Annotated in this window: 20 protein-coding genes; 6 read left to right on the top strand and 14 right to left on the bottom strand. The window is 38.6% G+C overall.

The annotated features are described in order from the left end of the window. Window positions 1–123: 123 nt before the first annotated feature. Window positions 124–546, bottom strand: coding sequence for a PACE efflux transporter (locus IMO47_RS09650; protein WP_196074463.1), 423 nt, complete (start codon window positions 544–546; stop codon window positions 124–126). Between the two features lie 93 nt (window positions 547–639). Between IMO47_RS09650 and IMO47_RS09645 the strand changes: the two genes are divergently transcribed. The 3 genes from IMO47_RS09645 to trmB all read left to right on the top strand — a co-directional run bounded on the left by IMO47_RS09645 (window position 640) and on the right by trmB (window position 3170). After that, complete coding sequence (locus IMO47_RS09645) at window positions 640–1527, top strand: LysR family transcriptional regulator (protein ID WP_196074464.1); 888 nt, start codon at window positions 640–642, stop codon at window positions 1525–1527. Window positions 1528–1703: 176 nt separating this feature from the next. Next, window positions 1704–2258 carry a lipocalin family protein gene (locus IMO47_RS09640; protein ID WP_196074465.1) on the top strand — a complete coding sequence of 185 codons (555 nt, stop codon included), beginning with the start codon at window positions 1704–1706 and terminating at the stop codon, window positions 2256–2258. Between the two features lie 195 nt (window positions 2259–2453). Next, window positions 2454–3170, top strand: a complete 717-nt coding sequence (trmB, locus tag IMO47_RS09635) for a tRNA (guanosine(46)-N7)-methyltransferase TrmB (RefSeq protein ID WP_196074466.1) — start codon at window positions 2454–2456, stop codon at window positions 3168–3170. 58 nt (window positions 3171–3228) lie between these two features. On the opposite strand, the gene IMO47_RS09630 is transcribed toward trmB, so the two are convergent. After that, window positions 3229–4080: a hypothetical protein gene (locus IMO47_RS09630; protein WP_196074467.1), complete on the bottom strand. Its 852-nt coding sequence runs from the start codon at window positions 4078–4080 to the stop codon at window positions 3229–3231. 155 nt (window positions 4081–4235) lie between these two features. Between IMO47_RS09630 and IMO47_RS09625 the strand changes: the two genes are divergently transcribed. Continuing rightward, window positions 4236–5639 (top strand): PLP-dependent aminotransferase family protein, encoded by a 1404-nt coding sequence (locus IMO47_RS09625; RefSeq protein WP_196077560.1) that lies wholly within the window; start codon window positions 4236–4238, stop codon window positions 5637–5639. A 325-nt stretch (window positions 5640–5964) separates the two neighbouring features. On the opposite strand, the gene IMO47_RS09620 is transcribed toward IMO47_RS09625, so the two are convergent. The 9 genes from IMO47_RS09620 to IMO47_RS09580 all read right to left on the bottom strand — a co-directional run bounded on the left by IMO47_RS09620 (window position 5965) and on the right by IMO47_RS09580 (window position 14551). Then, entirely contained in the window at window positions 5965–6744 is a 780-nt protein-coding gene (locus tag IMO47_RS09620) for a Rossmann-like and DUF2520 domain-containing protein (protein ID WP_196077559.1), read from the bottom strand. A 145-nt stretch (window positions 6745–6889) separates the two neighbouring features. Beyond that, window positions 6890–7927 (bottom strand): DUF1311 domain-containing protein, encoded by a 1038-nt coding sequence (locus tag IMO47_RS09615; protein WP_196077558.1) that lies wholly within the window; start codon window positions 7925–7927, stop codon window positions 6890–6892. 122 nt (window positions 7928–8049) lie between these two features. Continuing rightward, window positions 8050–9588 carry an OmpA family protein gene (locus IMO47_RS09610; protein WP_196077557.1) on the bottom strand — a complete coding sequence of 513 codons (1539 nt, stop codon included), beginning with the start codon at window positions 9586–9588 and terminating at the stop codon, window positions 8050–8052. A gap of 187 nt (window positions 9589–9775) precedes the next feature. Next, window positions 9776–11011, bottom strand: a complete 1236-nt coding sequence (locus tag IMO47_RS09605; protein WP_196077556.1) for a dihydroorotase — start codon at window positions 11009–11011, stop codon at window positions 9776–9778. A 16-nt stretch (window positions 11012–11027) separates the two neighbouring features. After that, window positions 11028–12044 (bottom strand): aspartate carbamoyltransferase catalytic subunit, encoded by a 1017-nt coding sequence (locus tag IMO47_RS09600; protein ID WP_196077555.1) that lies wholly within the window; start codon window positions 12042–12044, stop codon window positions 11028–11030. A gap of 90 nt (window positions 12045–12134) precedes the next feature. After that, window positions 12135–12677 (bottom strand): hypothetical protein, encoded by a 543-nt coding sequence (locus tag IMO47_RS09595; RefSeq protein ID WP_196077562.1) that lies wholly within the window; start codon window positions 12675–12677, stop codon window positions 12135–12137. 178 nt (window positions 12678–12855) lie between these two features. Then, window positions 12856–13215, bottom strand: a complete 360-nt coding sequence (locus tag IMO47_RS09590) for a hypothetical protein (RefSeq protein ID WP_196077554.1) — start codon at window positions 13213–13215, stop codon at window positions 12856–12858. Window positions 13216–13356: 141 nt separating this feature from the next. Next, entirely contained in the window at window positions 13357–13689 is a 333-nt protein-coding gene (locus IMO47_RS09585; RefSeq protein WP_227552363.1) for a hypothetical protein, read from the bottom strand. Between the two features lie 238 nt (window positions 13690–13927). Next, window positions 13928–14551 (bottom strand): LysE family translocator, encoded by a 624-nt coding sequence (locus IMO47_RS09580; RefSeq protein WP_198426921.1) that lies wholly within the window; start codon window positions 14549–14551, stop codon window positions 13928–13930. 187 nt (window positions 14552–14738) lie between these two features. Between IMO47_RS09580 and rlmKL the strand changes: the two genes are divergently transcribed. Further along, the gene (rlmKL, locus tag IMO47_RS09575; protein ID WP_196077552.1) at window positions 14739–16943 is read left to right on the top strand and encodes a bifunctional 23S rRNA (guanine(2069)-N(7))-methyltransferase RlmK/23S rRNA (guanine(2445)-N(2))-methyltransferase RlmL; all 2205 of its coding nucleotides are present in this window, start codon (window positions 14739–14741) and stop codon (window positions 16941–16943) included. Between the two features lie 15 nt (window positions 16944–16958). Here the strand turns inward: rlmKL and IMO47_RS09570 are convergent, their stop codons facing one another. The 3 genes from IMO47_RS09570 to clpB form a co-directional block, all read right to left on the bottom strand. After that, entirely contained in the window at window positions 16959–17423 is a 465-nt protein-coding gene (locus IMO47_RS09570) for a hypothetical protein (protein ID WP_196077551.1), read from the bottom strand. Window positions 17424–17579: 156 nt separating this feature from the next. Then, a complete protein-coding gene (locus IMO47_RS19610) occupies window positions 17580–18299 on the bottom strand; it encodes a tetratricopeptide repeat protein (protein ID WP_227552364.1) in 720 nt (239 codons plus the stop codon). Between the two features lie 90 nt (window positions 18300–18389). Next, window positions 18390–20969 carry an ATP-dependent chaperone ClpB gene (gene clpB / locus IMO47_RS09555; protein ID WP_196077550.1) on the bottom strand — a complete coding sequence of 860 codons (2580 nt, stop codon included), beginning with the start codon at window positions 20967–20969 and terminating at the stop codon, window positions 18390–18392. 263 nt (window positions 20970–21232) lie between these two features. On the opposite strand from clpB, the gene IMO47_RS09550 reads away from it, so the two are divergent. Then, entirely contained in the window at window positions 21233–22378 is a 1146-nt protein-coding gene (locus IMO47_RS09550; RefSeq protein ID WP_196077549.1) for a hypothetical protein, read from the top strand. Window positions 22379–22384 lie beyond the last annotated feature (6 nt).

Below are 22384 nucleotides of genomic sequence, written 5' to 3'. Positions count from 1 at the left end.
TATAGTGATTTATCTGCTCAAATTTCTAAATAAAAAATAGAAATATAAAATGAATTAAGAAGATTCAAGCATTGCCCATCCATGCTGATGGGCAAAAAATTCAAATTTAAAGTCTATATTCCTTTAAGTTTGTGCAGATAGGGGCAACCCAAAGATACGGTCAAATGACCAATTAAAAACAAAGGTATAAATCGGAATAATCACAATCAATGCTGCATCCAACAGAAATGCATCGAGAAAGCTGATTTTCATCCACCATGCGATCAATGGGATTAAAAATACAATTAAGGTCAATTGGAAGCCGATCGCATGAGCAATACGACGTTTGACGGTACGTTGGCGTGAAAGCTGACGTTTTTCCCAAGACTCAAAAATAAGGTTATAAATAAAATTCCAACTCACAGCAATGGTCGTAATAAAAATCGCCAATGGCCCCGTATGACTCAATTGAGTCCCTGAAAGTAATGCAAGACCCAAAGATGAAATTGTCAATCCGATGATTTCATAACTACTTACATAAATCACTCGACGTTTAAGCCCTTGCATGAATCATCCTCAAATTTTTTAAGAACGTCTATTTTAATTTCAGTTATAATAATAGATAAAGACAATAGCTTTCAGTTGAGCTGATACCAAACTATGCATTTCACCAGTGAAAATATTGAATTGTTTGTCAAGGTCATGGATACAGGTTCTTTTTCAGCAGCTGCTCGTGCCTTGAATAGAGTCCCTTCCGCAGTAAGTATGGGAATTGCCAATATTGAAGCTGAATTAGGCTTACCACTCTTTGAGAGAACGCCACGAAAAGTCATTCCAACCTCTACTGCACTGGCATTAGCTCCACAGGCTCGTATTATTTCCGAACAATTAAAACAACTGAGCAAACATGCCTATGAACTTTCTTTGGGTCTCGAAAGCATATTAAAAATAGGTATGGTGTCGGATGTGAATAATCAGAAGCTTTTGCGTGCAATTGATCAGCTTGCATCCAAATATCCACTATTAAATATCGAAATCATTACCGCGCCACAGGATGATATTCTACATTTATTGTATTCTGAGCAAATCAGTATCTGTTTGGCGGGTTCTGGACAGAATATTAAAATGCAGGAGCATTTGCAGTTGGTTAGTCTGGAAACCGTCGTTGCAACGATTTCGGCTCAACACGATTTAGTCACACAGCAAAACCACCCTATTTATATCGAAGATCTCATTCATATCCGTCAAATCATTGTGGCAAGTATGGATTTGGATATTGCTGACTTAAGACCCGTTATTGGTGCATCTTACTGGAGGACCAATAATCTACACACCGCCATTGATATGGTTGAAGCAGGATTAGGATGGGGAAATTTTCCATATTCCCTGGTCAAAACGCATATTGAAAATGGTCGTTTAATTCAAATTAATTTTAAAAATACTTATAACCAACTTTCTGTTCCAATTTATTTGATTTGGCTCAAAGACAAGGCACTTCCTAAAGCTACTCGAGAACTGATCGAACTGATCAGACAAAGTTTAGAATAGCGTAATTTTTAAGATGATTAAATTTATCATTCTACGCTAGTCCAAAATTCAACCGAGAATTTTCTATCACATCGTCATTCAATTACATGTTTGGTAAGTAAATTTACAATAGATAATTCACATTTATCGATCATTGGGTATATTGAATCAATGGTCAAAACAGATAAGGCGTTGTTATGAATAATAAATTAAGATTATTTACTTTAGTCAGTGGAGTTGCACTACTCAGTGTTGCTGCATTCGCGCATTCAGAACGTGAAAAAATCCCAACAGCTAAAGATATCAATTTAAATAAATACTTGGGTCAATGGCATGAAATTGCGCGCAAGCCCCTCTATTTTCAGAAAAAATGTGATTACAATGTAAGCGCGCACTATACATTAAATGAAAATGGAACAATCCGAGTTGATAATACTTGTTATAGTCGAGAAGGCAAACTTCAACAATCTATTGGAGTCGCCAAAGTTCAAAATGCGCCTGTAAATTCAAAATTAAAAGTTACATTTTTACCAAAAGCTTTACGGTGGTTACCTGTAGGTCGCGGTGATTATTGGATTCTAAAAATTGATGATGACTACCAAGTGGCTTTGGTCGGAACACCCAACAAAAAGTATCTTTGGTTACTGAGCCGCTCTCAAACACTTGACCCTGTGATTATGGAAGAATACTTAAATTATGCACAGCATTTAGGCTTTGACTTAAAAGATTTAATTTATACCCAGCAAAAATAGTCAATACTTGGGAAATTTATAAAAGCATGGTGGCTCAAACTGGCGAATAAGCAAATTTTCACTCACTGAACTTTTGTTCATTCGCCATCAGACTCATTTTTTGGATTTCACTGCATCAGCCCAACCATAAAAAATTTGACTTGGCATGCTCAGGTCTTACAATACGCCTTTTAGATTTCCAGTATTACCAAAATCATGTCAAACGATCAAATCGAAGCACAAATTGTTGACTTAGACAATTTACAAGAACACCGTGAAATTGTGACGTTTATGCGTAGATCGTCGCCGCTCAATACTTCACAACGTACCGCACTTGAGCAACATCGTGAGTTAATTCTGGAATACCCTGTTGGCGACTTGCGACAACATTTCGATCATCCTGAACGCCCACTGACTGTTGAAATTGGTTTTGGTATGGGACGATCTTTAGTGTTGATGGCAAAAGCCAATCCTGAGCGTAATTTTGTTGGAATTGAAGTTCATGTTCCTGGTATTGCACAGTGTGTATATGAGGCAGGGATGGCTGAAGTCAAAAATCTTCGTGTTCTAGATGCGGATGCAATTCAAGTGCTACGTGAAATGCCTGATAATAGCATTAATACTGTTCAGCTTTATTTTCCGGACCCTTGGCAGAAAAAACGTCATTTCAAACGTCGTTTTGTTTCTCATGACCGTATGCCTTTGGTGGAAGAAAAACTTGAAATTGGTGGTACTTTTCATGCAGCAACAGATTGGGAACCATATGCTGAATGGATGCTTGATGTATTAGACAATCGTCCTCGTCTAGAAAATCTTGCAGGAAAAGGCAATAGTTATCCTCGTCCAGAATGGCGCCCACAAACTAAATTTGAACGCCGCGGTATTGAATCGGGTCATAAAATCAATGACTTTATTTTCAAAAAAATAAACTAAACTGAAAGACGTCATTATCCAGAAAAGCGGTGACTCCTGTTACAGCTTTTCTGCCTTTCTATATCGTTATGCTTGATATGGACTTGAATTTCGGACTCAGCACATTGTTCTGTAATTTTGTTTGCATATATTCAGCATACACAGACAACTTTTCATAAATGTGCTCAGAATAAAACATATCTTCGACCAGATTTTGTGCCCGATAAATATCATAAAGCCCTAATAAACTTAAAATTCTTGCGTTCATTTCTGAGAATTCTCGACATAGTTCGATATGTACTGCATCTTTATATTTAAAAAGTAATTGTTGCATGTTTAAATGATCTGTTTGGTATTCAAATGAGCGCTGAGATTGATGATCTTGCGGGCGTACCAGAAAAATTCTGACTCTAAAAAAACATTCTATTTCATATAGACCTTGGATATCGATCGGATGATCTGTAATTAAAAAAATAGTCTGTATTTCAGACTGTGTGAGCGCCTTGAACAGTTCAAAACAAATAAAATCCTGCTTGATTAACGCTTGATGCTGAAAATCAAGACGTAATTTTAAGCTTTCTAATACTGTTTCATCTTTTTCCGTTAAATTTACGGCTTTTTCAATTTGATAATAAGGCTTGAGCAGGCTTTGGAGTTGATCTGTTAATGGAGAGGTGTACAAAACAGTTTGATTTAAATTTGCCAATATAAACGGCGCAAACAAATAGGCAAAATCTGTTTGGTCGGTGGTCATTTCAGATTGAATAATCGATATATGTCTTTTTTCAGAAAATTCACGTAGCACTTTGGCACGTAATAATGTTGCTTCAAAGTTGACAAATTTCTGATTTAATTGATTTATCACCTTGGTTGAACAGGCATGATCAGATAAAAACTGCGTAAGCACATTCAACTGGGCTGTTATAAACATTTCTCTAACTCACTCTTTACCACCTCAAGTAAAACTATTCTGAAAACAAATCATAAATAATTATAGCCACAAATATTTATAAAAAATATATAACAGATAGAGTTGAAACGATGTGATCTGTTATAGTTATTTGACACCTTGTCTTGAATAACACCATGTATAAATCTGAACAACTGGCGCATAGCCTTAAAACATTGATTGAAAATGGGACATGGAAAGCACATGAAAAACTCCCTTCACTTCGGCAGCAGGTTGAACAATCCGGGTTCAGCCTGATTACAGTCATGAATGCCTATCAAGAACTTGAAGCGCAGGGTTTGATTTATTCCAAAGAAAAGTCTGGTTATTTTGTGGTTGAGCAATCTTCTCAACACAGTAAAACACGACATAGCATCAATGAAACTATTGAAATCAACTCAGTGGTATTTAAATATTTAAAATCGATACAATCTGAAAATATCATTCCACTGGGTTCTGCATTTCCAAATAGTCAATTGCTATATTCAGCCAAGCTCATTCAATCGCTCGGACAACTTGCAAGGCAACGGCGCAGTTATGAACAGACACCCAGTTTACCGCCAGGAAATTATCAACTGCGTAAAATTATTGCACAGAAATACGCAATGCAAGGTATTCCAACTGACCCTTCGGATATTGTGATTACCTCTGGTGGATTGGATGCCTTAAATCTTTCATTACAAGCGCTGACGCATGCTGGAGATTATATTCTATTACAAGAAACCATGTTTTATGGCGCATGGCAAGCAGCTGAACGTCTCGGCTTAAAAGTGATTACAATTCCTGAACATACTGAGCATGGCATTGATTTGGAGGCTTTTGAACACGCCATTCTTCAATATCAGATCAAAGTTTGTATGATGATGTTGAATAGTCAGAATCCAATTGGCTTCACTGTAAGTGATGAGATTAAACTCAAGCTCGCCAAACTTTTGCATACCCATCAAATTTATCTCATTGAAGACGATGTCTATGAAGAACTCTACTATGGTCAAAAAAAACCGCTCCCCATGAAATATTTTGATCAGCAAAACTGGGTTCTACACTGCTCATCTTTTTCTAAAACACTGGGAGCCGGTTTTAGAATAGGTTGGGTCTATGCAGGAAAATTTTCAGAACATATTCAACACACTCAACTAATGAGTACCCTTTCAGTCAACTCATTTATTCAAAATGCCCTGGTTGAATACTTATCCCATCGCCATTATGAGAAACATCTAAAAACACTGCGTTCAACATTACAACGTTATAAAAAACAATATTTTAATTATCTCAAAGCTCATTTACCCACATCATGCCATGTAAATTATTATCCTTCAGGTTATTTTCTATGGATCGAATTGCCCGAGCTCGTGAATAGCAATGATGTTTATCATCTCATGTTGGAGAAAGGCGTCAGTATTGCACCGAGTAATTTATTTAATATCACCAATCAGCAAAACAATTTTATTCGAATCAATTGCTCATTTGAATTGAATGAAAAAATGATTCAAGCACTTGATCATTTAATTCAAATAATTGAGGCAGCCGTCCAAGGCTAATTTTTATAACAGATGATGTGTTTCTGATGTTATCTGTTATATTTTTTTTCTAATTTTTTGTATCTACGCGATAGCAACTCATTTCGTCATAATTCAATCATATTAAGCAGAAAGAGATTTTGCGATGAATGATGACAAAAGCCCTAAAAAACCACAATATGCGGATAGTTCTATTTCGGACAAAGCCTTTAAACGAATGATTATCTGGTTTTTTATCTACTGTAGCCTATTTTGCATCGGAGTCATCGTCACCATTGGTGCAGATCACGCTGCTATCATTAAATGATGAGCCATTTGCGCATCGAATTTACAGCAAACACTCAGCTTAATCCGGTGAGTGTTTTTTTTGTATTTGTTGACTGAGTAAACCATAAACATCGCTTAGATCCACACTGCCTTGTTGTTCCAACATATTTTGATGCATATTTAAAATATTCAGATCACCACGCATTGCAGGACCAGTTTGCATTACGACGGGATCATTCTGGGTGGCTTTATATGCGGTTTCGATCATCAGAGGATACAACAGACTGAAATCAACATGTTGCGCATCCACCACTTGTTTTGCCATGTCATAACAATAATTACTAAAGTTACATGCAAACACGGCTGCCAAATGTAAAGTCAAACGTTGCGCTGAAGTATAGTGATAGATACGATTGCTTAGGCTATTGGCTAAAGCTGTAAGTATTGCCAAATCATCATCCAATTCAGTTTCGACAAATAAAGGGGTCGTATTCCAATCTACATGACGATCAAAACTAAATGTCTGTAAAGGATAAAAAACCCCGGATCTTTGATGATACTCTGTCAAAACATTTAAATGGGTACTGCCAGAAGTATGTACAATCAGAACATCAGCCAATTCTGAAGGAACAGATTGGATCACTTGTGAAATTGCTTGATCACTGACCGCAATAATCAAAAGATCAATTTTAGAATCAAGGTGTTCTAGCTGTTCAATCGCTTGAGCATTCACTTGAGATGCCAATGATTCTGCATGGGTTAAATGACGAGCATAAATCTGTACAATGTCATGCTGTTGTGACAGTTTCCGAGCGAGATGAGTCGCAACACGACCTGAACCAATGAGACTAATACGCATAACAACAACTTAAATTTAAATTAGACCACAGCATGCCAATAAAAAAGGGATGAATCAATTCATCCCTTTGCTGATATTTTACAACAATAATCTGAATGCATTCTATGGCATAACCAACATTCAAACAGTTCAGAATATAATGTGTTTAATTCAACGCATTATTGAGGTAAATAATGCGTTCAGCAGTTCGCTTGTTAAAACACTTGGTATATTGCATTTCTTTATTTTGCTGAGACATTGCATCATCCCAGTATTGGCGCTGCTGCTGATAGGTTTCAACTTCACTTTCAGGGAGTTCACTATAACTTTTTTGTGAAATCACCTTACAGTCTACATCACGTTTTTCAAACCATTCTGCTTGATCTTGTTTGAGCTGCGCCTTTGCTTCTTCCGTTAAACTATCCCAAGTCTGATTTAAACGATCAACTTGTTTGACTTTTTCTTCATCCAACTCTTTTTTACGAATATCCATGGCTTTTTGAGCAAGTTCAGTCTGCGCCGCATTTTCGATCTGATTTTCTTGCTGACGTTCACGTATATCTTTATTTTCTTTAATATACGCAGCATATTGCACTGCTTTTACAGCCACAAAACTTACACCTTGAATGATTGCATCTTGATTCAACACATCCAAGGTAAGGCCATCTTTATCTGTTTTAACCACATTATAGTTGAATTTGCCTTTCAGCTGATCATTACCAAGCACCAGTCTAGACTCACCAGCTTCAATATATTCTCGAAGTGTACGATAACCTTCACCCTCACATTCTTCACTACGACAATCTTGCCCATATTCAGCATAGGCATTTTCAGCACGCTGTTGCAAACCTTTAGGAAATTGCACAACCAGTTGGCTTTCACACTCTAACTGATTGGTTTTACTCGAATCATCGCTAAGAGTACGTACATTTTTGACTTCAAATTTCAGACCATTATTGATTTTTTGCAACAATGCTTGATCTGCTTCATAACCAGAATTGGCAATATTGTCTGAAACTTGTCGTAAATATTCATCTTTTAAAAATTTCTGAATTTGATCAATATTACCTTGGTTGGTACAACTCCACTCAGCTAGTGCTGTATTGTTGTCATCTTTTTTCTTTTTAAAATAATCACATCCTGACAATAACAAAGTACTCGAAAGGGCTGCAATTAAAACTAAAGGGCTAAAGGATTTATTCATTGTTTATCCAATCATCTTTTTTATCTGCGCCATTTAAACAAAAATTGATGTGATTTTCGAGTAAAAAATAAAAAAGCTTCCTTATCTAGAAGCTTTTTTATTCATTTCATATGATGAGAATTTTAAGGTGTTGTTGCCCCCACCACTTCAAACTCAATTCGGCGGTTTTTAAATTGTCCTTCCTTGGTTGAATTATCTGCAATCGGATTATCCTGACCATGTCCTTCCGCAGTGAGCTGAGAACTATGCACTCCTTTTTCAACCAAATAAGCGACAACGGATTTCGCACGTTTTTCTGATAAGGTTTTATTTGAAGCAGCATTCCCAACATTATCGGTAAAACCCTTGACCACAAGTTTTGCATCAGGAAGCTGTTTTAACAAGCTCGCTGCTTTATCCAAAATGGCTTTATTCGCATCAGGAATAGCTGTAGAGCCAGTTGCAAAGTTAATCACCTGAAGATTTAAGGCTGCGGCAATATCATTCACATTGGCAGTTTCTGCTTGAATATTTGACAATGCTTGATCAGCTTGTGAATTACTGGTATCGACATTTGCTGTCGCATCCGATGCAGGTAGATTCGTGGTTGATTGGTTTGCTGTAATATGTACATTCGGAATAATCCCCTTTAACTCGTCAGCCAATTTTTGTGCTTGAGCTAAATCTGGCGCTTGAATAGTAAGTTGATCCCCTATCCATGCCAACGAAATATTTGGAATTCCTTTGATTTTTGTTAACACTTGATGAACTGCATTTTGATCAGGCAAGTCACCAGCATAAGCGGTATTGGCAGTAATTTGACACTGATCTGCTTGACCGAAAACAGCAGCCACAGCACCTTTTAATTGGTCCAGCAAAGTTTGGCTACTGGATTGTGCCTGACAATTTGCCAGCTTACCCTGGGCATCTGTGGAAAGCTGAAATTCAGCAGCCTGTAAATCCACAACAGCCTGTGAAGCTGCGCTGCCAGTTGCAGGTTCGCCGACTACAGCAGGTTTACTGCTACATTGCTTGAATAATAGTGCGGCTAAACCTGCAATCACCAACAGGGCAATGATGGGCAACAGCCAATTTGATTTCTTTGGCTCATCTTGAACCGGAGTTGGGCTAATGGGGGGTACAGGTGTAGGTGCGACAATTTCCACAGGTGCCGGAGCAACAGGCTCTACAGGTGGTAGGACCGTTTCTGCAACAGGTACAGCTTCTGCACTGGATGCAAAGCTCAAGCCACCGACACTCAGTCCAAGTGCTGTAAACACTCCTCCAGCCCATGCAGGCAACGCAGCTTGGATATTCCCCCACTGCGCCTTGATCAAATCAAAAATTTCATGCTTATTGTCTGACCCTGCCTGATCTGCAAGCAAAGACAATGTTGGAGAAATGGCATGATTCAACGTGTTTTCAATATCTTGTGCGGGTGCATTACCCCGAACCAGATCAAGAAATTGGGTTACCGTTTCCGGACGATAACTGAAAATGTCAGCGAGTCGGGGATTCAGATTTTGTTGTAGTGTGCTAATCAGTTCAGGTTTGGATTTGAAGATTGTGAGCAGTATAGGGAAAAACGCACCTAAGGCAGCGATTTTTTCATCTTGAAACTGTTGATCATGCTGTAAAACTTTTGTTGTCACTTGTTGTTTTAAAAGCTCAATAATATTCATAATTCTGGACACTCCTATATCATTGTTGTGTTTGTCGCATTAGAATCACTTATTGATCGTTTTTTATTCTAGTGGTTAATTTTTGATATTTATAATATCTTTTTGTAGCAATAAAGGTTTTATATTTATAAAAAAAGCCAGCTTATGCTGACTTTTTAAACTGATTAGAGATGAACAATACTCTAGATTAGGCAATAAAAGTCGCCACAACTTTACCTAACATTTTTTGATTAATTAATGGCGTATTTTTTCCATTTGAATAAATGCTGTCTTTGTTCACTACCCATTCCAAGTCAGGATCAACCAATGCCCAACCTGACTCTTTCACCCAGCGTTCAGTCATGTTAGCAACTTTTGCAGGCGCAGACGTTACTTTTTCAACCCATTCCAAAGGTTCAAATAAACCTTCACGAATCAATTGAACACCAAAAGACACATAAGTATCAAATGCACTGATGCCAGGTAAAGTTTCAGCAAACGGTGCTAATTTCGCTGAGCCGCTTAAAGGCTCATGGTGGGTACAAATCGCATCGATTACTCCATCCTTGACCCCTTTGCGAAGTAATTCCTTGTCCTTTTCAGCACGTAATGGAGGCCGTACATGTGCAAGTGAATTAAAACCATCAATCAATTGATCGGTTAAATGCAGTTGATGCATAGCAACATCCGCAGTGACCGGCAAACCTTTCTGTTTAGCAATATGTATCAACTCTACCGATGCACCACTTGAAAGTAAGCCAAAATGGGCTTTAACGCCTGTGGCTTCAATCATCAATAAATATTTTGCAATAGCGACTGTTTCAGCTAAAGCAGGAATCATGGGCAGACCTTGACGAGAAGCAATAAAACCTTCGTGTACACATCCGTCTTTGGCAATTTGATGTTCTTCAGGATAAAACACAACGGTCATATCCAGACCAGCGGCATACTCCAATGTACGAAGCACCACATCATCATTTTCAAAGGTTGCATAAGCGTTAGAAACAGCTGTACAGCCACCCTTTTTCAGACCCGCCATATTGGCAGGTTGTTTACCATTTAAACCTTGCGTTTGCGCACCAATTACCTGTAAGTGAATGCCACCATCCAACATGGCTTTTTCAACCAAACCATGAATCAGAGCGCCGTTATCTTGCACAATCGGTTGAGAATCAGGAGGCGTAAACACGTGTAGAATACCATTTTCACGAGCAGCCTTACCTTCAGACTTTAAGGTCCCATGTTGTTGTTGCCCCGGTTCACGCAAACGTGCACATAAATCCACCATGGTTGGCATCAGCCATTTGCCTTGCCCATCAATAGTTTTCCCAACATCATCGGGAGCGTCTACCAATTTTCCATCTTGCAGATAAACAGTTTGTACGCGGTCAGTTTTGCTGATGGGGTCTAAGACACGTACATTTTCAATTTTTACAATACTCATGACTATATCCTTTCGCTTAAACCGCAATCGCGTCCAACAAACCTTTTTCCTGCAATTGACCTTGCATTGCCAATGCCAATACGGCCATGCGGACAGCAATGCCGTTGGTCACCTGATGAAGAATTACCGATTGTTCACCATCCGCAATATTGGAGTCAATTTCTACGCCACGATTCATGGGTCCAGGATGCATCACGATACAATCTGGTTTTGCCAAAGCAAGACGTTCTTTGTTCAAACCATACATTTTGTAAAACTCAGCTTGTGAAGACAAAGCAGGTGAATCAATACGTTCATTTTGAATACGTAGCGTAATGATTACATCACAATCTTTGATTCCTTCGTCCATTTTATTGAACAGACGTACCCCTTCACCATATTCACTGAAACCATGAGGCAGTAAAGTGTTTGGTGCGATGACACGGATATCTTTACAGCCTAGTGTTTGTAAAGCCGCAATATCTGAACGAGCGACACGGGAATGTTTGATATCACCAATAATTGCCAGACGAATATCTTCAAAATTCTTTTTTGTTTCTCGGCGGATGGTCAACATGTCCAACATCGCTTGAGTTGGATGTGCATGGCGTCCGTCACCTGCATTGATAATAGCGACATGTGGACACACAGTTTCTGCAATAAAGTGGGCAGCACCCGAAGAAGAATGGCGCACCACAAAAATATCGGCAGCCATTGCTTCTAAATTCCAAAGTGTGTCACGCAATGTTTCGCCTTTTGAGGTACTTGAACGCGCGATATCAATATTCAATACATTCGCCGAAAGACGCTTTGCAGCAGCTTCAAAAGTTGTGCGAGTACGGGTGGAATTTTCAAAAAAAAGATTCATCACTGTACGACCTTCTAAGAGGGGTGTCGTTATCAGTTGATTTTGATCGTTTATAAAAGAATGTGCTGTATCTAGAATTTTAGTGAGGGTTTCTTTAGAAAGACCTTCGATGGTCAGGAAATGCTTTAAGTTTCCATCATTATTGAGTTGAATCTGGCTCGGTGTATGCAATGCCGCCAAGTGCATGAGAGATTCCTTAGAGGTTAAGTTAACGTATTATACAGATTTTCTTTTTCTTTGGCAGACGAAGTTTTGGGCAAATAACGCCAAAAATAATTAGTAAAGTTTAAATTTGATCAGTTTCAAATCAGACTTTTTAATATTTAGTTGCAACAGCTTTTGTTTTAACTGCTTGATCAGTTCTTTATATTCTTGGTCAGATTGATCTTTAAGAAGTTCAAGATAAACTTCCAATCTATGCAATGCCTTATCCCGCCATTTAAATAGCTCCAGAATCGGATGATATTTTTCGGGATCTAAATGGCTGAGACCGTACTCCAATATCTGGCTATGAGTTAATTTCGCATCGTATTCTTTGACTCGCTTTAAACAATTGAGCATATCTTCTAGTCGAAAACGGATTTCATGTTCACACAAAAATTTTAAATGGGCTAAATCCTGTTGATCAGCAAAATACTGCGCCAACGGTAAGGTAAACTCCTCATAAGGATACCAACGACCATGTGCACACGAAATCAATTCTTTAAACTTTTTATTGTTCAACCATTGCTGAAAAACTGCATCTTTCGCCCGGTTATAATCCGCCAAACGTTGCGCTGTTTGAGCGAAGGATTCATCTGCAGTTCCTGAATAAATCATTCGATGTGCTTTCAGATATTTGCTGATTTCTGTATTGAACTTGCTGTAACTCAAGGTCTATGCGCTATGAAAATTATGGTTTATATCAGCATATAAGTTGATTTACCCTTTTTCTGTGTGATATGCGTAAAAGCTTCAAGCCCGATCTCCCCGCATACTCAAAGCTTTTAAATTTGTACTATCGCAATGCACCAATATAGTGATGAGAAACTTGGGCACGATAAATTTCTTCTTCCGTTGCACCAGAAACATAGCCTTCTTCAGATGCAGAATGCTGTTCTCTCCCATCAACTGCTGTGTGTGAAGACGGCTGTTCTTGATCAAGTAAATGCTGTAAACGTGAAGCATGTCGATTAAGCTCAACATCTTGAGTTGCCAAAGAAATATCAATGACATACTGCGCATAGCTTTTATTGTCGACCAAATACATCACATCAATGACTCGTCCAGTTACCCGTCTTAATCTGGTTAAAATGAGTGCCCCAATTGAAAATGCATCTGCATGCGCAATAAAGCGATTGTTATTGACTGGTTGCATAAAATCCCCCGTATTCATTTAAATTTTTTAATGTCAGAACACTGACCAATACGCTGAATAATCAAGCAATTTATATACCAACCTTAAATTAAAACATCCATCCTCTTTTTAAAACTCAACCAGAATCTTTAAATTGTTGAATCATGATGTGACCAACACACTTCGGACCTTCCAACAGAACAAACAACTGCCCAATATGTACATGCCGTTCATCATGATCAAAAAAAACCACATTTCTGCTTCATGCTGAGAGATTTCATTCATTTTAAGTGCGATACTCCAAGTATCGGTTTTATACTTGTTTAAAATCTCTGTTGTACAATAATATATACCTCGTTGTGGGATCTGCCGACGTCCTCCTTTCTCTGGTGGATACCAATCAATCAACACATCAAAGATTTGCTTCTGTTTTACTACGGCAGACCGATTATTCTGTTCGCCCATGACTCCCCACCGACCAAACTGATCGTTCACCATCATTATCAATGACATCAACATAATGTATATTGACCAATATGGTGTCCAAAAGACTTTTATTTTTTGCCAGAACTGATCATTTTTTGCAGATATTTTAAAATAGAATATGAAATGCTCCAGAAATTAAACGAACATCCTTTTCCCATGTATTTTCAATCCTTTGTTTTATAGCCTTCTTCAGGCTGGAAAAATCAGATAAAATTCAGCAGGCACTTTGAAGTGCTGAATAGCTCTCTTATATGGACGGAGAATGAAAAAAATATGACCAACACATGTCTATTGATATTAGAATCAATATTGATCCCATCACCACATTAAAAATTCGCGCACGGTTTCCTCTGTTTAAGAAATTTGCTAATTTCTCACCTGCAATTCCCCACAACAATAAAGACAAATAGCACACCACAAAATAAATAAACACGAATATCCCTAATGCATGATCAATTTGAGCGATTGAAAATAGCCCTGTACCCGCCACAGCTGCAATCCATGCTTTTGGATTGAGCCACTGCATCAACACGCCTTGCATAAACGTGGGTATTTGAATTCGATCGGAATTTTGAGTTGAAATCGTTGTGCCTTTTGCCCGCAGAATATTAAACCCAATCCATAACAGTAAAGCTGTACCGAATAAGGTAATAAGATCAAGAAGTACAGGATAAGCCACAATCAGTTGATATAGACCAAAACAGACTGATGCCAATAATCCGGTGAATCCAATCGTTGCACCGGAAATAAAGGCAAAAGTGGATTTTGTACCGTAATTCATACTACTGGTTAAAATGGTTAAATTCACAGGTCCAGGCGATATGGACATTGAGAGAGAGAAAATAAACATGGAAATAACAAGACTCAGCATTTTTTAAAGTTCTTTATTCGATCTTGGTTAAATAGAGCTACTTGGATATATTTCAAGCAAACTATCGCAATCTGTTAAAGAATTTTAAGGTTTTTGGAAAATTTCGATCTTCTTGGCACAATCCACAAGTTTTCGTCATCAAAATACGCTAAAATATGCGATTGCTTTAATGTCTTTGGAAATATTCATGAATTCGAAACCGCGTCTTTCTACATATTGGGTTACCTGTGCAGATGGACTAGAAACCTTACTGCAAGAAGAAATTCAAGGTTTAGGGATTCAAGATATTGAAAAATTTCCTGGACGTTTGGTCTTTAAAGGCAAACTGGAAGATGCTTACCGTATTTGTATGTGGTCACGTCTTGCATCTCGTGTACTCACGCCTATTCACACACATGAACTCGAATTTACTCATGATGCGCGTGACGTTGCTGAAGAACTCTATGAAGGTGCAATCAACTTTGATTGGTCCTTGATTTTTGCTCCACAAAGTACCTTTGCCGTTCGCTTACACGTTGAACGCGATATCAAGGTAAATACTCAATTTGCGACCTTACGTGTCAAAGATGGTGTAGTTGATTCATTTATGGAAGCGGTAGGTAAACGCCCAAGTATTGATATCAAACAACCTGAAATTACTTTATATGTACTTGCAGGAAAAACTCAGCATACCTACTGTCTTGATTTATCAGGCGACTCATTACATAAACGTGGCTATCGCCGTTACATGACGGATGCGCCAATCAAAGAGAATTTAGCAGCAGCCATCCTACAAAAAGCCAAGCTGAAAGAACGTCATCCAGATATTATACTGGACCCGATGTGTGGATCAGGCACATTCATCATTGAATCACTGATGATTCTCACTGACCGTGCCCCCGGTTTAGTCCGTCGTTTTGGCTTTAATGGCTGGAATGGACATGACCATGAACTGTGGATGTCGATTAAAGCAGAAGCCGCAGACCGTCACCAAGCTGCGCTAGAACAACCTTTACCAAAATTCTATGCTTATGATGCAGATTGGGAAGCAGTAAAAGCAACCAAACAAAATATTATTGCGGCAGGTTTTGAACAGCAACTGGATCAAATTCAAATCGAGGAACGAACTTTAGCAGATTGGCCAGACTTCCATGCTGAAGGAAAAACATCCTTTGTTGTTACCAATCCACCTTATGGTGAGCGTTTGGGTGACAAAGCGTCTAACCGAGCATTATATTTAGGTCTATCAGCGCTTTTACAAAAGAATTTCCCGAATCAATATGCTGCGGTGATTGCTGCTGCAGTTGAACAAGCTGATGTCTTGGCATTTAACAATCCACAAATCTTACGTTTGATGAACGGTAAGCTGCCGATTTATGTACGCTTTGGTGATATAAAGCCTGCTACAGTCAATCAACCTTTCCTTGCAGATTGGCAACCGCAACAATTTGAAAAAAACGAAGGTGCGGAAGACTTTACCAATCGCTTGCAAAAAAATATGCAAGCCTTGAAGAAATGGGCAGTCAAGGAAAATATCTACTGCTTACGCCTTTATGATGCTGATCTGCCTGACTTTAATGTTGCAGTTGATTTGTATGGTGATCGTTTGCATGTTCAAGAATATGCCCCACCAAAATCAATTGACCCAGAGAAAGCCAAAAAACGTTTTAACCTTGCTTTAACATCGATCCGTGCAGTAACAGGTTTAGGACGTGATGCCATTTTTATTAAAACCCGTGCGCGTCAAGAAGGTAAAGCTCAGTACACCAAACAAAGTACAGCGTCTAAACGCTTTGTTGTTCAGGAAGGTAAAGCCAAAATTTTGGTCAATCTGACAGATTATTTAGATACCGGTCTGTTCCTAGACCACCGTCAAATGCGTTTACGCATCGCAGCGGAAGCCAAAGGGAAACACTTCCTAAACCTATACAGCTACACATCAACTGCAAGTCTGCATGCTGCTCTAGGGGGGGCTGCTAGCACAACAAGTGTGGATTTATCCAATACTTATTTAAACTGGTCCAAAGAAAACTTTGTACTTAATGGTCTGACTGTAGATCATGCCGATGAACAACATCAATTCTTTGCAAGTGACTGTTTTGAATGGCTTAAAGAAGGTCATGAACAATACGACTTGATTTTTATTGACCCTCCGACTTTCTCAAACTCAAAAAAATTCTACGGCACTTTCGACGTTCAACGTGATCACGTCTCATTACTTAAACGAGCAATGAATCGTTTAACGACTGAAGGGACTTTATATTTTTCAAATAACTACCGTGGTTTTGAAATGGATGAAGAAATTGAGGCTATGTTTGATGTCCAAGAGATCAGCAATGAAACGATCGGTTTAGATTTTAAACGTAATCAAAAAATCCATAGAGCTTGGAAAATCAAACATTTCCCTGTTTAATTCCTCAATCAGGATTTACTTGTACGCTACTGGATCCACTTCATGACCAATATATAAGGTCACACGATCTTGCGTTGTGATGCGGACATCGTGGCGTTGATAAGGGTTAAATCCAATATCGATTATTCTATATTTTTCTAAGGGGGTAATATATTTATCCCCAGGTTTATTTGGATCAGGATCCTTTTTTTGCCATTCAAAATCGGTCAAAACAGTAGAATATATTTCATCTTTTTTTGCGGCATCTGCTTGTTGTTGCGCGATCTTATTGTGTAAATCTTTTTGCTCATCTACAGATTGTTGAACATCTTGCTTAACGGCTTGAATAATAATCGGCGAGAGCTTTACTACACCTACAGACTGTTGTGCAAGATCTTGGTCATCCAGTTGATTGGCCGATATCTCACACGAACCCAGTGTCATCAACAGCATAGCCAGTAGTTTTAAATAATCAGATTTTTCCTTTATTTTGATCGTCATGATCAACTGTCCTTTATTATTATTCCTGACTAAAAAATTATCAATTTTTAACAAATGTTGCAATAAATGGATCAGAAAACCCGATAATAGGTAAAACGCATTAGGCTTATTTTTTTAAATAAGCCTTGTGTCTGGCTGAAATGGATTCAAACAGAACTAATCCGTACATTCCGTTGTAATTCTGCCTGCATTACACATTTCCCATAACTGTTGGTGTGCATAACGGTTGCCTTGTGCTTCAGAACGTTTCAACCACTGCACTGCCAACTTTAAGTTTTCAGTAACCCCCTTACCTTCGAGATACATTTGTCCAACACTGTTTTGAGCATCCTCATCACCCTGCTCAGCTGATTTCAACATCCACTGAAAAGCTTGCTTTTCATTTTTGACCACGCCATCCCCGTATAAATTCATGAGGGCTAAATTACGTTGTGCATTGGCATCGCCTTGTTCTGCTGATTTCTGATACCATTTTGCAGCCAAAGTTTTATTCTGCGATATACCTTCACCGGTATAGTAGGCAAGCCCCAAGTTATTCTGTCCCGCCGGATCATCATGTTCCGCTGATTTTTGATACCATTCAACAGCTTTTTTTGAATCCTGTTCAACCGTAAAACCATATTTATAAAAATCACCAACAGTTGAAAATGCAAGCCAAAATCCGCCTTCAGCCGACTTTAGCATCCATTTTGCCCCCTCTTTTTGGTTTGGTTTATTCTCATCTTGCAACAATGAGTCAGCATATTGATACATTGCTTCTGGATCACCATGCTGTGAACGTTCAATAATGTCTTGAATCGTCCGTTCTGGTAAGGCTCGTGCCATAGGGTTAAGGCATAGAACAGACAACAATACCATATAAATTTTTTTATTCATTAAAAGCGACCTTGCCATTCGAAATCTTGATAGCATAAAAAAGCCAACTGCCCTAAAACAGTTGGCTTGATGTATTTTTACATGAATCTATCAGCTCAATTTTAATTTGCCAAAATCAAGCTCGCCATTTTCAGCACTGATCAAGATGGTATCGCCCGGTGTGAAAGTACCTGACAAGATTTTTTGTGCCAGTGGATTCTCAACCTGTTGCTGGATTGCACGTTTAAGCGGACGCGCACCATATACAGGATCAAAACCAGCATCAATCAGGATATCAAAAGCTTGATCATCAACATTTAAACCGATATCACGTTCAGCTAAACGAGCACGTAAACGATCCAATTGTATATCAGCAATACCTCGGATCTGCGATTTTTTCAAGGAGTGGAACACCACCAACTCATCAATACGGTTAATGAACTCTGGACGGAAATGCTGAGAAACCGCATTCATCACCGTCGCACGCACATCTTCATCGCTTGCTCCTTCACCTAACTCGCGAACATCGCTCGAACCCAAGTTAGACGTCATCACGATAACCGTATTCTTAAAGTCAATCACCCGACCTTGAGAATCTGTCAAACGCCCATCATCGAGCACCTGCAATAAAATGTTAAATACATCGGGATGAGCTTTTTCCACCTCATCAAACAACACCACACTGTACGGTTTACGGCGTACAGCTTCAGTCAATACACCACCTTCTTCATAACCTACGTAACCCGGAGGCGCTCCAACCAAACGACTCACCGAATGTTTTTCCATAAATTCTGACATGTCGATTCGAATGATCGCATCATCACTGTCAAATAAAAAGTTCCCTAAAGCTTTGGTCAGCTCGGTTTTCCCTACCCCTGTTGGTCCAAGGAACAAAAATGATCCACTAGGGCGATTCGGATCAGAAAGACCTGCGCGTGAACGGCGAACAGCATTTGCTACAGCCACAACAGCCTCATCCTGACCTACAACACGGTTGTGTAAGAAATCTTCCATATGAAGAAGTTTCTCACGTTCTCCCTGTAACATTTTGGACACTGGAATACCTGTTGCAGCACTGACCACTTCTGCAATTTCATTTTCAGTCACTTTGGTACGGATCAGTTTCGGTTCTTCATTCACTTCAGCAACTTCTTCTTCATTCAAGCGTTTTTGCAACTCTGGAATTACACCATATTGCAAACGGCTTGCTTCAGCCAAGTCACCTTCGCGTTGCGCTTTTTCAAATGCTGTACGGGCTTTATCAAGTTCAATTTGAGCCTGATTTGTGCCATCAACCAAACGCTTTTCAGCGATCCAAACTTCTTCCAAATCACTGTATTCTTTTTGAACTTCAGCAATTTGTTTTTCCAAATGTTCAACTTCCGCCTTGCTGACTGAATCTGCATCTTTCTTGACCGCTTCCAACTGCATCTTCAATTGGATTAAACGACGGTCTAAACGATCTAGCGCTTCCGGTTTGGAGTCAATTTCCATTTTAATACGTGATGCCGCCTCATCAATCAAATCAATCGCTTTGTCTGGCAATTGACGATCTGTAATATAGCGATGTGACATTTTCGCTGCAGCAATAATCGCAGAATCGAGAATTTGCACACCGTGATGAGTTGCATATTTATCTTTTAAACCACGTAGAATTGCGATGGTATCTTCCACACTTGGCTCATCTACCAATACTTTTTGGAAGCGACGTTCAAGAGCAGCATCTTTTTCAATAAATTGACGGTACTCATCCAAAGTCGTTGCACCCACACAACGCAGCTCACCACGCGCCAATGCAGGTTTCAACATGTTTCCTGCATCCATTGCACCATCGCCTTTACCTGCACCTACCAGAGTATGCAGTTCATCGATAAACAGGATAATTTCACCATCAAATTTCGCTAAGTCTTTCAATACTGCTTTTAAGCGTTCTTCAAACTCACCACGATATTTCGCCCCCGCCAACAATGAACCAAGATCCAAAGATAAAACACGTTTACCTTTTAAGCCTTCTGGTACCTCACCATTGATAATACGCTGCGCCAAACCTTCAACGATTGCTGTTTTACCTACCCCTGGCTCACCAATAAGCACAGGATTATTTTTGGTACGGCGTGATAGAACCTGAATGGTACGACGGATTTCCTCATCACGACCAATCACAGGATCGAGTTTACCTTCCGCTGCACGCGCAGTCAGATCGATGGTATATTTATTGAGTGAATCTCGTTGATCCTCATGGTTATTTGCCATCACTTGTTCACCCCCTCGAATATTTTCAATCGCTTTGCGTAGTTTTTCAGTCGTCACGCCTACGCCTGTTAATAATGTTTTGGTTGCACCAGTTTCAGCCAGTGCCAAGATGACCCAGTCCGTAGATAAGAACTCATCTCCCGCTTTTTGTGCAAAACTGTCCGCCAAATTCAATGCTCGAACGGCTTCAGGATTGAGATTGATATCTCCAGTTGGTGTTCCAATTTTTGGCGCATCCGCCAGCGCTTTCTGCAACTTTGCTTTTAATTCAGGTAAATTCGCACCCGCCTGTTGTAACAGACTCAGGTTAGAAGGTTCTTCCAATAAGGCAGAAAGAATGTGAATACCTTCGATGGCAGTGTTGTCATTACCCATTGCCTGAGATTGTGCATCTGATAAAGCTTGCTGCAAGCGGTTCGTAAATTTTTCAAATCGCATTCTTGTTATTCCTCACAACAAATTTGTACTTGAATAATAGATGGGAACAGTTTTGTAGATTTCAACTCTATTTAAAAAATAATTTATATGTTTTTCAAAAGCTTACCAAAATAATCAGGATATATTTCAGTATTAATATTTGTGCTAAATCCATCTTTTTCAAGTCAATTTAAGCAAAAATATTGCGTATGAGCTTTAAGCGTTTGTATTTTCAACGATATGGTTTAGAGTAAGCAGTATTGAACTTTTTTAGAATAACAACAATGTTGAATTTCAGTAAATTATTGTCGGCACTTTTCGCTATGGGCATCTTAAATGCTTGTGGCTATCAATCGCCGAACAGCGATAAATTTCCACATAAACATATTCAAGAATTAACACCTGAAACAACAGATCTAGAATTTAAATGGTTTAAATCGCCTACTGACATGATCTTAAAAGTTTTGAATGAAAATTTTATTGTTTATGATTGTTCGATATTTGAAAGAGTCAATCAACCCAAACGGGATTTAAAAATTTGTAGTTATGATTTACATACCCATAAACAGCTTCCAGAATATTTTGTCGCATCCTCACCTCGGCAGTTGATCCAACAAATTGAATATTTAGGTCAAGATCAATTTCTAGTGACTATAAAAATTTTTCAAGTCGATTATCAGCCGTTCACTCAAGCTTATCTTTTCAATGCACAGACCCAAACTTTTACTCAAATGAATACCTTTTCTTATGATCAATTTGCTTATGCACTATTAGAGCAAATGGTACAGGAAAAAACTTATCATAAAAAAGTGTCAGAACATGACATCATGGTTTATTTCGACCCTCAATATGTCTCAGAAAAAGAAGCCGAGAAAGTCAAACAAGAAAAAAAACAGCAAGAACAATCTTTTATTCGAAATATCATCGATATTTTTAGAACAACGCCTGAACAGCCACAACCTGACTTTTCACCCAATAATTATCGAGTTCAACCTGCACAGCCTTTTAATTTAGCGATGATTGCAAAGTTAAAACAATACCTACAACAGCAGCAAGCCGAGTGTTATCAAGTGATTGATGAAGAAACCCAACTCATAAAAACCTCAAAAAACTATATTTTTAGTCAAGATTTTTCCAAATTTCTTCCAAAATTAGAACATTCGATTCAGCTACCCGAATGCAAAACACCATCTAAACCAATGATTTCAAATGACAAATATCTAAAATATCAAAGTATTGATGATGTTCAAGGCTCAGGAAATCACTATGTATTCTGGTTTACACCGATTGGCTATGATGTATTTGAAATTCAGCAACATGGCAAAAAAATACAGTTTAAATTTCCGCTGGACATAGCTCAGATCTATCGCGTTAGAAATGATCTCATCGTAATCGATGCCCAAACGTTTTACATTATTCCTTTATCCTAGTGAATA

The sequence above is a fragment of the Acinetobacter sp. Res13-Abat-PEC15-P4-01 genome, assembly GCF_015676285.1.
Lineage (GTDB): Bacteria > Pseudomonadota > Gammaproteobacteria > Pseudomonadales > Moraxellaceae > Acinetobacter > Acinetobacter nematophilus.
This window is presented reverse-complemented; position numbering and strand designations above follow the sequence as displayed.

Coding starts and splice junctions, on each gene's coding strand:
- IMO47_RS09630 (WP_196074467.1), bottom strand. CDS start 4,080: ATGTTTATAACAGCCCAGTTGAATGTGCTTACGCAGTTTTTATCTGAT.
- IMO47_RS09595 (WP_196077562.1), bottom strand. CDS start 12,677: ATGATTTATTCAGGAACTGCAGATGAATCCTTCGCTCAAACAGCGCAA.
- IMO47_RS09640 (WP_196074465.1), top strand. CDS start 1,704: ATGAATAATAAATTAAGATTATTTACTTTAGTCAGTGGAGTTGCACTA.
- IMO47_RS09625 (WP_196077560.1), top strand. CDS start 4,236: ATGTATAAATCTGAACAACTGGCGCATAGCCTTAAAACATTGATTGAA.
- IMO47_RS09620 (WP_196077559.1), bottom strand. CDS start 6,744: ATGCGTATTAGTCTCATTGGTTCAGGTCGTGTTGCGACTCATCTCGCT.
- IMO47_RS09600 (WP_196077555.1), bottom strand. CDS start 12,044: ATGCACTTGGCGGCATTGCATACACCGAGCCAGATTCAACTCAATAAT.
- IMO47_RS09570 (WP_196077551.1), bottom strand. CDS start 17,423: ATGACGATCAAAATAAAGGAAAAATCTGATTATTTAAAACTACTGGCT.
- IMO47_RS09650 (WP_196074463.1), bottom strand. CDS start 546: ATGCAAGGGCTTAAACGTCGAGTGATTTATGTAAGTAGTTATGAAATC.
- IMO47_RS09615 (WP_196077558.1), bottom strand. CDS start 7,927: ATGAATAAATCCTTTAGCCCTTTAGTTTTAATTGCAGCCCTTTCGAGT.
- clpB (WP_196077550.1), bottom strand. CDS start 20,969: ATGCGATTTGAAAAATTTACGAACCGCTTGCAGCAAGCTTTATCAGAT.
- rlmKL (WP_196077552.1), top strand. CDS start 14,739: ATGAATTCGAAACCGCGTCTTTCTACATATTGGGTTACCTGTGCAGAT.
- trmB (WP_196074466.1), top strand. CDS start 2,454: ATGTCAAACGATCAAATCGAAGCACAAATTGTTGACTTAGACAATTTA.
- IMO47_RS09580 (WP_198426921.1), bottom strand. CDS start 14,551: ATGCTGAGTCTTGTTATTTCCATGTTTATTTTCTCTCTCTCAATGTCC.
- IMO47_RS09610 (WP_196077557.1), bottom strand. CDS start 9,588: ATGAATATTATTGAGCTTTTAAAACAACAAGTGACAACAAAAGTTTTA.
- IMO47_RS19610 (WP_227552364.1), bottom strand. CDS start 18,299: ATGAATAAAAAAATTTATATGGTATTGTTGTCTGTTCTATGCCTTAAC.
- IMO47_RS09605 (WP_196077556.1), bottom strand. CDS start 11,011: ATGAGTATTGTAAAAATTGAAAATGTACGTGTCTTAGACCCCATCAGC.
- IMO47_RS09645 (WP_196074464.1), top strand. CDS start 640: ATGCATTTCACCAGTGAAAATATTGAATTGTTTGTCAAGGTCATGGAT.
- IMO47_RS09590 (WP_196077554.1), bottom strand. CDS start 13,215: ATGCAACCAGTCAATAACAATCGCTTTATTGCGCATGCAGATGCATTT.
- IMO47_RS09550 (WP_196077549.1), top strand. CDS start 21,233: ATGTTGAATTTCAGTAAATTATTGTCGGCACTTTTCGCTATGGGCATC.